The sequence below is a fragment of the Mesorhizobium sp. B2-3-10 genome (assembly GCF_006442275.1).
Lineage (GTDB): Bacteria > Pseudomonadota > Alphaproteobacteria > Rhizobiales > Rhizobiaceae > Mesorhizobium > Mesorhizobium australicum.
On the sequence record NZ_VFVT01000009.1, the window covers coordinates 141,522 to 155,424 of the forward strand.

Sequence of the window (13,903 nt, forward strand, 5' to 3'; positions counted from 1 at the left end):
CGCCTGGCCGTTACGCTGCCGCGGCGGCCACTTCGATGGACGCCGACTGCTCTTCCCAGGAAACTGTCTGCGCGTTCTGGAAGTCCTCGACGCGTCCGATGTCGAGCCAAAGACCTTCGTGCTTGTAGACATGCACGACGCGTCCGGCCTGGAGCATCTGCAGCATGAGGTCGTCGAACCCAAACGGTATCCCGGATGGGATGAAGTCGAGGACGTCCGGGTTCATGCAGTAGATGCCCATGCTTACCAGATGCGACAGCGCAGGCTTCTCGCGGAAGACCTGGACGGTGTTGTCAACCTCGTCGATCACACCGAAATCCATCTTGGTAAGCCGCAGCGAAGTCGCTATCGTGACGGAGTCCTTGTGCAGGCGGTGCGCTGCGGTAAACCGGCTGATGCTCAGGTCGGTCAGCACATCGCCGTTCAGGACAATGAACGGCTCATTCAATTCGTCTCTGATCAAGGAAAGCGGGCCGATCGTTCCGAGCGGTTCCATTTCCTGCGTGTAGCGGATCCTCAGATTCCACTGCGAGCCGTCACCGCACACGCTCCGGATCAGGTGCCCGAGATAGCCGGTGGTGACGTAGACGTCTTCGATTCCGCTACGCCGCAGCCATTTCAGCAGCAACTCGAGGACTGGCCGCGCGCCAATTGGCATCAGCGGCTTCGGCAAAACCGATGTAAATGGCCGAAGGCGCGTTCCCATGCCACCGCATTGAATTACCGCTTTCATTCGATCCTCCCTACGCACATGGCCAGAGTTGGCCTTGACGGCTGAAACTGCATCCGGAGCCAAGACGGCGAACCGCCTCGCGCAGCAGGGTTTCAGTTGTCCGAACCTGCGAGAGATTAGGGAGCCAACCGGGATACTGTCGTCGTGCGTTTGAATGGCACGGGCGAATTTCTCTGATCCCGGAACCGTAGGGGACGAAACATATCCCGCGGACCTGACGGGCGTGGTCGAGACGCGCAACAGACCAAGGTCCCACTTGAATTGCGATTGAAGGTAAACATTTTCCTAAAACCGAGCTACATTAGCGTACGGTAATTAGCAGGACGGGGTTGTAGGACGTCGGGGTCCACCTTTCTGGACGTACCGGCGCTCCTGCAAGGCGCGGCCAGGTAGTGCGGGTTGTTTGTGCGTGGGGGTTTCTATGTACAAGATCGTCATAGCCGATGATCATGGCCTTTATCGACGTGGCTTGCGCATGGCGCTGACAGCCGGAATCCCTGGAGCCGAAATAATCGAGGCGACCTGTTTTGATGCCGTGGTTGGGCTCCTGGCCGAACACGAAACAATTGATCTTGCGATCCTGGACCTGAACATGCCCGGGCTGCTCACCCAGGAAGTGCTCGGCGACGTTCTCGCCGCCTATCCCAAAAGCAGGTTTGCGATTGTGTCAGGAAACGATTCACGATCGGAAATTTTGTTGGCCCTTTCAGTTGGCCTCCACGGCTACATCGTGAAGTCGCAGCCGGATGAGGAGGTGGTGCTGGCCGTCAAAGAGATCTTGTCAGGCCGCATCTATGTACCAGCCCTCCTGTCGCGAAGCTCTGGCGCAGCCGCGCCTCAGACGCATAGATCTCCCGTGGAGGCTTCGCACCAGGCCTTGGCCAGCCCAGGTTCTCTGGGAAGGCTCACGTCAAGGCAAAAGGACGTGCTCAAGCTTATGGCCGAAGGTTATTCGAACAAGGAGATCGCCCGCGATCTCGACATCGCCGAGGCCACGACGAAGATCCATGCCGCCGCAATCTTGCGTGAACTGGGAGTCCGAAACCGCACCGAGGTGGCTGTTTTGATGAGGACATGGCTTGGAACGATCTGAGTTAAGGCTGAATCTCGCCCTGGGATAGGCGTAGCTGATATCGCAACCCACCAGCCGACATTTCCAGTTTCGAAGAGTGACCGACCAAGGGCGTTCCATCGGCGCCAAGGACAATCGACCCAAAACCTTTCCGCAGGACAGGCTTGGCATTTCGGCCGCCTCGTTCGATCCAGTCGAACACGATGTCGCCGTCCGAGCCCTCGGGTGCGACGCCCCACCTTACCTCCACCTGGCCTTGGGAGTTCCCGAGCACCCCGTGCTTGACCGAATTTGTCGTGAGTTCGTGGACGACCATCGCGAAACTTTCCGCGGCGCCTCCGACGATTCTGACATGAGGCCCTGTGATCGTTGCTCTGTGTGCCTCCGCGTAGGGGCGAAGCGCATGTGCGACAATATCGCGGATCGTAGATGATAACTCTGCATTGTTGATCAACAGCAGGTGCGTGGATTCGAGCGCCCGAATTCGCTCTAAAAGATCTCCTCTGTACTTGGAAATATCCTGGTCTGAAGCAGGGATCATTTTCACGACAGCCGTGATCACGGCAAACAGATTACTGAGCCGGTGCCGCTGTTCAAGTATAAGCCGCTCCTGTCTTCTCACCGCGGCCCGCAACAGTGTCGTCTGCCGCCGCTCGGTAAGGTCAGCCGCGATCCCGAACCGCTGATGATAGCCATCGCGGATGTCCTCACGGCCGCGCAGGGCAATCCAGCGGAACTGTCCGTCCGACCGCCGAACTCGAACCTCTGCGTCGTAGTTGGCGGTTGCCGCGATGAATTCTGAATGAGCCCCGAGTTTTGGCCAGTCCGCCGTATGAATGATCGCCGACAGCTCGTCCAGAGGACGGGAAGCGGCTGGCGGCAAACCAAGAATTTCCCAAAATTGATCTGAACCGGAGACAATTCTCTCCTTGTAGTCCACGCGCCATGTGCCAAGCCTTCCGGCGAGCAGCGCAAGGTCCAGCCATTCCTTTTGGCTCAAGAGCGCTTCGCTTGCAGCCCTGCGTTCAGTGATATCCTCGAAGACGACAAATATGCCCATCGGCAGTTGTTTCTCCGGACCAGACCAAGAGAGGGTCACGCGAGCCCAGAAAACAGTGCCATCCTTCCTTCTCAAGCGCATTTCCAAGCCAAACGACGGCGCCTCCGCGCTTAGACCACGTCCAAGCCTGGCGAACAGATCGCGTTCGTCAGGATGAACGAGCGTTTCGATATGCTGGCCGACGAGCTCTTCCTGTGCGTAGCCGGACATACTGCACATGCACATGTTGACCTGCAGCAGCTCACCACGGTCATTTGCGGTCGCAAATCCCAAGGCGGCCCGCTCGAAAGCCCAGCGATATCGCGCTTCGGTCGTCTCGATGGCGGTAAGCCTGTTCTCGGCGACATCGAGCGCGCTCCTCAACTCCTGCCTTGAACGATGGAAAAGAAAGGCGATCATCCCGCCGGACAAGGCGAGGAGAATGGCCCCGGAAAGATCATCTCCGACCAACTGACCGTTCGCCGCCAGGCGAACTGCCAAGCCGACAGCCACCATGGCAAACGTGGCAGCCATCGCAGGCCAGCGGTCCTCCAGGAAGGCGATGATGACAATCGCCGGCACACATTCCAGAAAGGCCGCACTGCCACCACCTGTCAGCGACGATTTCATCTCGATAAAAAGGGTAGCCAGCAGGACGGCCGACGAAACCAGATGTTGTCGTAGCCTGTCCGACAGTACGGGACCGCCTATCCGCAATCTCATCCTGACTACCTACAACTTTTGGCTTAGCCAATGCGGCTTAGAGCCTTTGGTTATCGGACCTAGTGCTGCTGCTCGCTTTCGCGCGCCGAAATGTCAGCCTATCAGAATCATCAGAAGAAAGTTCCAACACTTAGCCCATGCGCTGGCGCCGATCTGACAGCGAAACCGGAAAGTGGTGACGACAATGAACCTGGTCGAACGGCCGAGAAGTACTGTTTTCCAAGTGCAACGTGCGATGGCGGCCATGGGGCCTGGCAGCAGGCCGTCTCCCTTGCGCCATGCCCAAAGCTCCGACCGGCAGGTTGAAAGGCCTGCTGCCGCCACCGAAGGTGACCAACCGCCGCTGCATTCTTTCCCGGGTATGCTTGATCGCCTTGGCTACGGATGTCTCGTGCTCAGCGAAACCAGGAAAGTCCTCAAGTGGAACGCCACCGCGCGCGTCATTCTCAGCGGTTACGGCAGCCAGGTGAACAACGCCGACGGCCTTTCGGGAGCGCTCAGAAGCCTGATCGCGAACGTGCCGTGCCACCTCAATCCCGGATCGTTTGCATGGATTGTGGTCCGCAGCAGCGGAGATCGTCCCGTTGTCATCAACGAGCGCGGCCTCTTCGCAGCCGACAACACGATCGTCGTCGCCCTGTTGGACCGAGAGACGAAATCGGCGCCCAATCCTCAAACCCTGCAGCGAATGTTCGGTCTAACCGGAGCCGAGACACATCTGGCGGTGCGGCTGGCAAAGGGCTACACCCCGTTGGAAATCGCTGAAAGCTGTGCGCTCAGCCGGACGACCATCCGAACCCAGCTCGCATCACTGTTCGCCAAAACTGAAACCAGGCGTCAGGCAGAATTGGTCACCCTTCTCGCACGCGTCTCGGTGTTGCCCTAGTTCCCTGAACATCCGGGGATGATCGTGTCCAACCTTGCCGCACCGCAGGGGCGGCCGCCGTGTTCCGTGTTCCATAAATTGGTTCGGCGCGTGCCGCGTCCCGTGCGCGGCCTTGAACGGGTCAGCTCCATCACTGTCTTCGGGTATACCATGGCCCTAGGACCGGGCGGATCCTGAACAGGTATTCCACGAGGTACTGGCTTGCGATCTTCATCACTGATGGGCGAAGAATTTGCAGCGTGTCGCGGATAGTCACGGGCAAGGACTGGTGATGAAATCTGGCGGGTACGCGTGCAACCCGCAATGCTCGCAAGAGGCTCTCGGGGTCAGGAAGATTCCTTCTGTTTTCGAGCAGCTGCCAATTAAGCTGCTTAACGGCAAGCGTAACTTCGTCCACTTCCGTGTAGCTCTTCGATGTGGTGATGCTCGGATGGTTCGTCGCGTCGTAAAAAATCAGACCCTCATTAATCGCAACCATGTCTCCGTGACCGGCCAGGTCCACGAAGAACAGTTGGTCAACGCCGGCGGGGATCGATTTGTGTGCACGCATTCGGCATCCAGCCTGAAGAACCTTGCTGTTGATCAACAGTGTCGAGGGAATGATGCCGAGGCTCCTCGTCGTCCGGACAAGGTAAAGATCCCTGAGGCATTGCTGGCTCGAATAGACTGAAACGCGGTTTTCCTCCGATGGCGTCGAGCGGAGCATGATCCTGCCGTCTTCCACGATATTGGCTGCACAGGTCATGAATGCGGCCGAGGGATGCTCCTTGGACACCTCGGCAAATCGCTTGAGCGCGCCGGGCGCGAGCCAGTCGTCGTCATGCAGCAACTTGATCCAGGTGCCGGTGCAAGCCAGCATGGCATTGTTGGTATTCTCGACCTGGCCTCGCCCCCTGCCGTTCTCGACAATCCGGATGCGACCGTCGGCACGCGCATAGTCGTCGACGATCCTCCAGGACAGCCCTCCTTGCCCCTCGTCGTCGCTAACCACCAGTTCCCAATTCGCAAAATCCTGCTGGAGGATGCTGTCGATTGTCCTTCGAATGGTATCTGGCCTGCGAAAGGTCGGGATGGCCACTGAAATGAACGGCCGCAGTGTCACCAACTCCGCCGACCCCTCATCTTGCGAAGGTCCGACCCCTGTTGGCAAGGCTGCGGAAGGAAGGGGGTCGCGACTGTCCATCTGCGTCATGTTATCTTTCCTCCAAGGCGATGCACCGGCTGCGAGGCGACGTCTCGTCCGGTTGAACACTTTGCTTCAACAGATAGAGAGAGGCTGCCGTCTTGATGAAGAAGCCCCCGGCGCCGCCGGCAGCCATGAGATAAATGACAGTGAGAGGTTCCCAGCCAGCTCTGGCGCCGGCTAGAAGCGGACCAAACACGAGCACCGTCCTTACGGCATCGACGACCAGGCGCACCTCCTGCCGTCGCAGGAGAGCCGGCACATCCTGAAGCGGCGTCGACAAAGCTTGCACCGCGCCCATGAAAGCCAGCGCCGTCATGATTTCGGCGGCGGGCAGCCATGGCCGTCCCAATAGGGGTACGACGAGCTGCGGTGCGGCGAGGCCAAGAGCCAGAATGGGCAGTGAAGTGAGCCCGCCGGCAAGGATCAGCAGGCCTCGTGCGAGGCCGAGCAGATGCCTGCGGCCGCCGCCCTTGTTGGCTTCGGCGACAAAGACATTGCTGAGCGGCGTGGCTATGAGCGTGACGGGGCCGGTGACGAGCCGCGACGCGACGCCCAGATAGCCCGCATAGGCGGTCCCGAACATTGAGCCGACGAGTATCGCCGGAAGGTTGTTGATGGCGAAACTTGCGACCGTTGCCGGGATGTCGAACAGTGGAAATTTGTATTCGCGCCTGGCCTTTTCAAAGACCGTTTGCCACGGCGCGCGGGCAATACCGCACACGTCCTCCCAGCGGAAAATCCGAACGCCAAGGAACCCAATGAAGATGAATTGGCTGAGAATGTGAGCGTGCACCATCGCCTCTCCTCCGAGATGGACGATGCCGAACATCAGTTGCAACAACGCCATCGTCGCGGGCAAGATCAAGCGGCCGAGCGCGAAGTCGCGCAGCAGGCCGGCACGCAGGCTCCAGCAATTCATGGTCTCCACAAGACCTGCGCCTGCCATGCCGATCGGAACCAGCCACACAAGGTCAACAGCGCGGGCCGGAACGGTGCTCGACAACATAACCCCCGCCGTCAAGGCAAGAACGCCGGTTGCCGACACGGCCAAAAGAATGAGCTTAACCGTGACGTATGCCTGCGCGTCGCTCTTGACGCCGTACAGCGAAGCCTCAAAGCGCAGTGCCGCGACCGCCCCCAGTATGTTCACGGTCGAAAGATAGATCGTGAACAAGCCGAAATCAGCAGGAGAATAGAGCCTGGCCAACACCGGAATGGTCGCGACAAGAATGAGCTGACCGGCAATCGCCATGGCCGACACGCCACCGGCCGCTCGAAGGACCTTGCCGATCGGGCTTTGAGGAATTCGGATCATGGCGAGCCTTGCTTACGGCCGGTGCCGGTCGAATTCATGAGATCCTCTCGCGCAAAAGATCGGCACTGTCGCCAAACCGATACCTGCCGTACCGGGTGAGGTTCACCCGGGTAAGGACGCTCGCCACCGGAACCGAGAGCGTTCCGTCGCTCAGGAGCTGCTCCACCACCCCGCGCGCGACATGCCGCGAGGTTCTTGCCCAGCGAACGGTAACGAGAACCGCGTCCGCCCAGCTCTTGAGGAACATGGCTTCTGGCCCAGCCAGCCCCGATGGCCCGTTTATGATGACGAGGCTGTACGCCGAGTGCAAATCTTCCCTGCACTTGGCGGTGTCGACACGCGCCAGGAGAGCCAAGAGATCTTCTGCAGGTGCCATGGTCGTCAGGTCGATGCCAATTTCGGGAATGCTGGCGACCGCGTCATCCAAGGTACAACGACTGCTGATGTAATCCGCGAAGGAATGACGAGCCTTGGGTCCGTTGAACTGGCGCAGAAACTCGGGCGTAAGTTGGGAGCCCGCCCGCTGGAGATCCACCAGAAGAACACGATTGCCCAGTCGGGTGGCCGCCAAGGCCAGGCCCCACGCAAGCTCGGTCGCTCCGTCAGCCCGGACGCTTGGCGTGAGCAGGATCGTGTGCGGAGCACGACCCCTTGCCTGATTTGGCGCGGCCGCGACCAGCAGCGACGTCACCGCACGGCTGTAGGCCGACTTGGGCTGGCCCAAAACCAAGTCACGCAACTGTTTGGCGTGCATCCTGCCCGGTTCGGGCACGAGCCCCACGCACGGTATCCTGAGCACGGCTTCCGCCTCCGCTTCACCGCGCAAGGTGCGATCGAAGCGATTTCGCATGAGGACCAAAACGGCGCCAAGGAGGCCGAACGCAATCATTCCCGGTGGAACCAAAAAAACCGGCGGCAATGTCTGCGGAATTGTCGGCGGCCATGCAACGGAAAGGACCGAGACCCCGGCGGACGGAGCTCCGATGCGCCGCTTCAGGTCCTGCTGGCGGCCGAGAAGTTCGTTGTAGCGTTGCGTCAGGAGGCTGACTTGAGGTTCGAGCGCCCGCAAACCGGCGAGCCGGCTGGCCGTGTCGGCCGCGACCGTATCGAGCACACGCATTCGATTTCCCAGAGCCTCGACCTGGGCACGATAGATGTCCGCTTCAGCGACGATATCAGCGATTACCTTTTCGATCGCGACGGAAAAGGCATTGGCCAGATCCTTGTCCGCTGGCGCCCTGGCCACGCGAGCCGAAAGGTCGGCCAACTCCTGCGTGCCGGCGGCCTCGGCCAGGGTCGCGGCCGGCGCGCCCTGCTTTCGAAGCTCCTGGATACGCTGGAGCCGGGACTCCAGCGCCGCCAGATCCGCTTTGGACATCGATATCTGTTGGCTGAGATCCGCCCTCTCCCCGGCCACCTTGTCAGCCGAGCCTTGATCGACCGCGCCATGGCTCAGCCGATACTCCTCGAGCCGATTGGACGCATCCACCAGTTCATTCTGCAGTTTGGGCAAACTGGCGACGACGGCGTCAAGTTCCTGCATGTTCGACGCCTGACTTTTCTGCGCGAGGTCGTCGACATAGATCTTGGTGAATGTATTGGCCACCAGCGCCGCGCGCGCCGGGTCATCGTCCGAGAAGCCGACGGAAATGACCCGGGACCGGAGCTCTTGTCCGACCCTTACCCCTTTGCGCAGCGCTTTCATCTCGGCGGCCTCTGCTGCTTGCGGCGCATTGGTGGATACAACATCCCGCGGCCAAAGGCGCTTCAGCAGATCGCCAGCGAAAGAGTGCGATGTCGGCGGATCGGCGGGCGTTGGCCCCTGGCTGGAGCTTCCCTTCCCGGCTTGCGGTTGTGCGGTCGCGTTGGCCGGGCTCGGTTGACGCAGCGCTGCGGCGACTCGACGAAGGTGGCTCTCCGACGAGAGCATCGTGATGTGGTCGTCAATGCTTGAATCGATCATGTCCTGCGCTGAGCCCGGGCTGGCGGGAAGGGCCGCCCTGGCAGGAGCGTCTATGATAAGCTGGCTGGTGGCTTCGTACATGGTAGGGCGGGTTATTCCCGCCAAGGCCGCCAAGATGCCGCCGACAACCGCGAAGAGCAGAATGATCCATTTCCTGCTCGCCAATGTCACCAGCAGTTGGCGAGACGGGGTTGCTGAATTCGGGGCGCTTCTGGGAGGCCGTACGCGGGCCCTGCTTTCAGGAGCCGGGGCAGCCACCGGGGTGGCTCGTGGCAATTCAATTCGGCTGACTGCGGAACCCGCCATTTCATACTCCTGCCAGATCGAGTTCACGGGATGAGTTCGATGCCGACGCCTGCCGCTTGGCCTCGTTGCACCAGGCTTGAAACATCAGCACCGACCACAGTTCACGGGAGCGGTCCTGTCCTGCAACGTGATCGCGCCAGCAGGCGTCCACCTTTGTGCTGTCCAGCAAGCCTTCGCCCTGGTTGCGAACATCGGACAGAATATCGGTGGCCCAGCTGCGCAACGGGCCCCGCAGCCAAGCCGCGATCGGCACGTCGAAGCCCTGCTTCGGCCGGTCGATCAGCCGTTGCGGAAGATAACGACGCAGCACATTTCGAAGGATCCACTTGCCTCTGCCGTTGCGAACCTTCATGGCAGCCGGAAGGCGCCAAGCGAATTCGACGGCGCGGTGGTCCAGCAGGGGACAACGCGCCTCGAGGCTGTTGGCCATGCTGGCTCGATCCAGTTTGACGAGAATGTCACCAGCGAGGTAACCGGACATGTCGTCGTACAGGAGGCGAGACAACAGCCCGTCGAGCCGCGGTGCGGAGACTATGGATGCAGGAGTCTCGTGCCGGGTGAGGTTTTCGGCCGATGATCCCGTCAGCCGCCTGTGCAGCTCGTCTTCATCCTTCGCGGCGAGAAGCCAGGCGAAGCGAGTGAGCCGATCGCTGCGCAGCGCATGCCGCACATGCGACGGAAGTGGCAGGTTGCCAATGAAATCGTGACGAGCCGCCCTGGACAGCATCCCTGCGCCGGCCGCCACCGTTCGTCGTGCACTTGCGGGTAGACCTTGGTACCGTTTCAGCCGGTCCGCCATGAAGTGGCGGCCATAGCCTGCAAAGCACTCGTCTCCGCCGTCCCCCGACAGCGCCACGGTCACGTGCTGGCGGGCCAGCCGCGCCACCAGCAGAGTCGGTATCTGCGATTCGTCGGCGAATGGCTCATCCCACACCGTTGGCAGTTCGGGGATCACGTCACGCGCGGCGGCGGCCGAAAGGTGTAATTCCGTGTGGTCGGTGCCCAGATGGCGCGCTACCTCGGCGGCGTAAGGGGCCTCGTCAAAGCCGCTCTCCGCGAAGGCGATGGTGAAAGTGCGCACGGGATTTGGAGATTGAGCCTGCATCAAGGCTGCAACGGTAGAGCTGTCGACGCCTCCCGACAGGAAACCGCCCAACGGAACGTCGGCGATCATGCGCTCGCGAACGGCAAGCCGGAGCAGATCATCCAGTTCATTGGTCAAATCGTCGTCACTGCCGGCGATCTGGTGTTCTCGCCCGTTCTTGGCGACTTCGGCCAGCGACCACCAGCGACTTGCGCCCTGCGAAAGGGATGCGCCGCCGCGCCCCTCCGCCACAGTCGCGGCCGTGAGGGTCAGGACAGAGCCGGGTGGCAGCTTGAAGACACCTTGCCAGATGCAACTCTGATCCGGGACCCACCCCTTGGAAAGCATTGCGGTGGCGGCATCCAGATCGATCTCCGGAGAGTAGCCCGAAAAGCGGCTGATTGCTTTCAGTTCGGAAGCAAAGACCAGCGCATGCCTGGCTGAAGCGACGTAGAGGGGCTTTTTGCCCAATCGATCCCGGGCGAGATGGAGGGTCCTCGTCTTCAGGTCCCACAAGGCGAACGCGAACATGCCAGCAAAACGCTGGAGTGCGGCCTCGAGGCCCCAGCTCTCGATCGCACACAACATGACTTCCGTGTCGCTGGTGCCGCGGAAATGGTGCCCGACGCCTTCAAGCTCGAGACGCAGGTCACGGAAATTATATATCTCGCCGTTGAAGGTGATCGCATACCGACCGCTTGTGGACAGCATGGGCTGTTGCCCCGTTTCCGACAGATCGACGATCGCCAGCCGCCTGTGGCCTAAGGCAATGCCTGCTTCGCGATCCGTCCAGAGTCCTTCGCCATCCGGACCGCGGTGACGAAGCGCCATCATCATTTGCCCGATCTGATCGAGCGACTTGGGGTCGGCAGCATTGGACGCGAGAAGTATCCCGGCTATCCCGCACATCACATCACCTCTGAAGGCTCAAGCTCGCGCCGGAAAACGCTTGGCGTTCCCGCGACGAGGCAGAAGGTCAATGCAAACCACACGATCGGATGACGAATGATGAGGTGCGGTATGCTGAACACGGCTGCGGACGCCACGAGCACCAAAAGCGCGTCGTAGCGAGCGCGCCAGGCGGACATGGCCGCCAATCCAACGATCCACAGCAAGGCGATGACCGCGACCAGCCCGCCCTGCAGATAGAGGTCGAGAACCGTATTGTGCGCTTCGAACGGCCGCTCCAGAAATTGCATGTCGGCCGTCGGCGGGCGCTCCAGGTGGGGGCCAGGACCGAGGCCGAGCGATGCCGATTGCAGCCCCTTCTGAAGCGCCTCATCCCACAGATAAACCCGAAGTTCGAATGTTTCAGCCGTGGCCTCGCCGCCTCCGTCCTTGGTGAGGCTCTTGGCAAAATTCGCCGCAAAGCTTTCCTCGCTAAGAAGATAGGGGGTCATCGCTATCACCAGGGGGACAGCGCCGACCATCAGCAGAAGTGCGATCTGCCTGGGCAGGCTGGTTCGATTGCCATCGGATGCCAACCATGCCTTCAACCGCAACCCGAGGAAGGCGACGCCGCTTACAATCGTGGTGTAGAGATAGGCATCGCTCCTGGTCAGGCGGCCGACAAAAAAGATGAACACGAGGCTTGAGAGCGCAAGGGCCTGACCCCACCGGTTGCGAGTAGTGGTTGCAAGGTGCAGCGCCAGCGGACCAAGAAGCGCGCAATAGAGCGCGAGCTGGTTCGGGTTTTCAGACCAGCCGCGGAAGCGGTCCCAATACCAGGGATCGACGCCGGGCTGATGGAGCCAGCCCCACGCGATGGCGAGTTGGATGGCAAATATCGCGTCGGCGAACGCGATCGCCCACCAACCGCTGCGTCGAAGACGACGCCCCGCGTCCGGCTCAACACTCGCCAGGCAAGTGATGCTGGCCAACAGCACGTAGGCCATTGTGTCGTGCAACAACCCTGTCGGGTAAAGCAGGGTGGTCAAGTAGCCGACGATCGTGCCGATCCCCAATGCGAGAGAAAGGAGCAGCCAAAAAGTCGCGAGTTGCGCGAAGGCTGGTGTCGCTTCGACGCGCCCGCCGACCAACATTCGTCCGGCCGACAGCATGATCCAAAGCGCCAGGAGCAGTTCGCCATAGCCGAATGGCATGCCGGGGACGGAGAGCTGCGACGCGGCTGACAGGATGACACCGCCGGCAAGCAACGCGTCGCGCATCATTGCCGCGCCCCGTCCAACCGGCGGTTCGCAATGCCGCTCTCCAGAGGCGATGGAGCAAGCAAGCCGCGAGATTTGGTCCTGAGATTGCTCTTATAGACATCGCAGTACTGGTCGACGATGCCCGGCAGGGCAAAACGCTCCCTGACAAGCGAGGCGGAGCGCTGCCCCATGGCCGCTCCCAAGGTGCGGTCCGACAGTATGTCGACTATCCGGTCCGCAAGGGCGCGAGCATCGCGCGGCGTGACCAGATAACCGTTCCACCCATCTTCGACGACGTCGCTGCAACCGGGCATTCGCGATGCGACTATCGGCAATCCAGCGAGTCCGGCTTCCAGCAAGACGCGCGGAACGCCCTCCCGATATTGTGTTGGGAAGGCGAACAAATCAGCCATGCCAAGCAGACTGGGGACATCATGCCGTTTGCCCAGCACGGTTACATGAGAAGCAAATCGTTGGATTTCGGACTTTTCGACGGCGAATGGTCCTTCCGATTCCCGTGGGCCAACGAGCACGAAACGCGCATGAGGTCTTTTGGAGAGAATGTGCGGAATCGCCTCGAGAAGGGTCGGAATGCCCTTAAGGCGGGTGAGCCGGCCGACAAAAATGACGATCTCGGCCGATTCCAGTCCGAATTCCCGCCGCATTGCCGCTGGTGATGAGGCAAGACGTCTTGCCACCGCGAATGCATTGACGTCGATGCCCGACCCCTGAATAAGGCGTCCGCTGCCGCGTGGGATCAGCCGATAGCGCTCAAAAAAGGCTTGGTCGTCGCGATTTTGGAAAACCGTGGCAGCAGTCCAGAAGGAAGCAACCCACTGCAGACCGCAGAAGGCGGGCCGCATGGCCAAGGCTCGCGGCTCCAGCGATGAGAAGGTCCAGCCCAAGCCGTTGATCGTGCGGACGACCGGGACTTCTCCCCGCACCGCCAGCGGGGTTAGCAAATTGGGTTTCGTATCGAAGCTTTGGACGATGTCGGGGCGGAGTTCCCGCAACAACCTTCGCAATGTCCTGATGGTCCCGGCTTTGCCGCTGCCATTGGCAAAGCGATTGAACTCGTAGCGGCGGTGCGGAATGCCGTGCCGTAAAAACAGAGCTTCATCGCCGGTCGAGACCGCGGTGACCCGAAAACCCCGCTCACGGAGTTCCATCAGAAACGAGATCCTCAGGGCGTGATCCTCGCCGCCGATGCAGACCAGGTGCGGGTTCATCGTGCCGCTCCCGAAATCCAGCGGGCCTTCGGCTCCCATAAGCGGCTCGAACTTGGATCGTTTCCCATGGCCCGATTTCGTTGCGATTTACACCAGCAATTCAGGCTACGGGCAGGGCTGGCCGTTGTCCTCGTCCGTTCGAATGACGCAACTAGAACCATGCTTGCGTGCCAACGGCGCAAGGATCAGACCGCGGGCTGGACTGTTTGGATCGAGA

The 13,903-nt window shown here is 60.8% G+C and carries 10 protein-coding genes; 2 read left to right on the plus strand and 8 right to left on the minus strand.

The genetic code is table 11. From position 1 onward, the window contains the following. Positions 1 to 10: 10 nt before the first annotated feature. Positions 11 to 733, minus strand: a complete 723-nt coding sequence (locus FJ943_RS24710) for an NDP-sugar synthase (protein ID WP_015316392.1) — start codon at positions 731 to 733, stop codon at positions 11 to 13. Between the two features lie 421 nt (positions 734 to 1,154). On the opposite strand from FJ943_RS24710, the gene FJ943_RS24715 reads away from it, so the two are divergent. Beyond that, positions 1,155 to 1,826: a response regulator transcription factor gene (locus tag FJ943_RS24715; protein WP_015316391.1), complete on the plus strand. Its 672-nt coding sequence runs from the start codon at positions 1,155 to 1,157 to the stop codon at positions 1,824 to 1,826. A gap of 1 nt (position 1,827) precedes the next feature. Here FJ943_RS24715 and FJ943_RS24720 read toward each other — a convergent pair whose 3' ends face one another. After that, positions 1,828 to 3,567 (minus strand): PAS domain S-box protein, encoded by a 1,740-nt coding sequence (locus tag FJ943_RS24720; RefSeq protein ID WP_140660807.1) that lies wholly within the window; start codon positions 3,565 to 3,567, stop codon positions 1,828 to 1,830. Positions 3,568 to 3,751: 184 nt separating this feature from the next. On the opposite strand from FJ943_RS24720, the gene FJ943_RS24725 reads away from it, so the two are divergent. Next, the gene (locus FJ943_RS24725) at positions 3,752 to 4,453 is read left to right on the plus strand and encodes a helix-turn-helix transcriptional regulator (protein ID WP_224531203.1); all 702 of its coding nucleotides are present in this window, start codon (positions 3,752 to 3,754) and stop codon (positions 4,451 to 4,453) included. A 130-nt stretch (positions 4,454 to 4,583) separates the two neighbouring features. Here FJ943_RS24725 and FJ943_RS24730 read toward each other — a convergent pair whose 3' ends face one another. The 6 genes from FJ943_RS24730 to FJ943_RS24755 all read right to left on the minus strand — a co-directional run bounded on the left by FJ943_RS24730 (position 4,584) and on the right by FJ943_RS24755 (position 13,686). Continuing rightward, the gene (locus FJ943_RS24730; RefSeq protein ID WP_140725766.1) at positions 4,584 to 5,645 is read right to left on the minus strand and encodes a glycosyltransferase family 2 protein; all 1,062 of its coding nucleotides are present in this window, start codon (positions 5,643 to 5,645) and stop codon (positions 4,584 to 4,586) included. A 1-nt stretch (position 5,646) separates the two neighbouring features. Beyond that, the gene (locus FJ943_RS24735) at positions 5,647 to 6,891 is read right to left on the minus strand and encodes a lipopolysaccharide biosynthesis protein (protein ID WP_224643202.1); all 1,245 of its coding nucleotides are present in this window, start codon (positions 6,889 to 6,891) and stop codon (positions 5,647 to 5,649) included. 97 nt (positions 6,892 to 6,988) lie between these two features. Continuing rightward, positions 6,989 to 9,223 (minus strand): exopolysaccharide transport family protein, encoded by a 2,235-nt coding sequence (locus tag FJ943_RS24740; protein ID WP_140725934.1) that lies wholly within the window; start codon positions 9,221 to 9,223, stop codon positions 6,989 to 6,991. Position 9,224: 1 nt separating this feature from the next. Then, entirely contained in the window at positions 9,225 to 11,216 is a 1,992-nt protein-coding gene (asnB, locus tag FJ943_RS24745; protein WP_140725772.1) for an asparagine synthase (glutamine-hydrolyzing), read from the minus strand. Further along, entirely contained in the window at positions 11,216 to 12,478 is a 1,263-nt protein-coding gene (locus tag FJ943_RS24750; RefSeq protein ID WP_140725775.1) for an O-antigen ligase family protein, read from the minus strand. Before FJ943_RS24750 ends, asnB begins: the two co-directional genes overlap by 1 nt. Beyond that, a complete protein-coding gene (locus tag FJ943_RS24755) occupies positions 12,475 to 13,686 on the minus strand; it encodes a glycosyltransferase (protein WP_041163711.1) in 1,212 nt (403 codons plus the stop codon). The genes FJ943_RS24750 and FJ943_RS24755 overlap by 4 nt, the downstream gene beginning before the upstream one ends. Between the last annotated feature and the right edge of the window lie 217 nt (positions 13,687 to 13,903).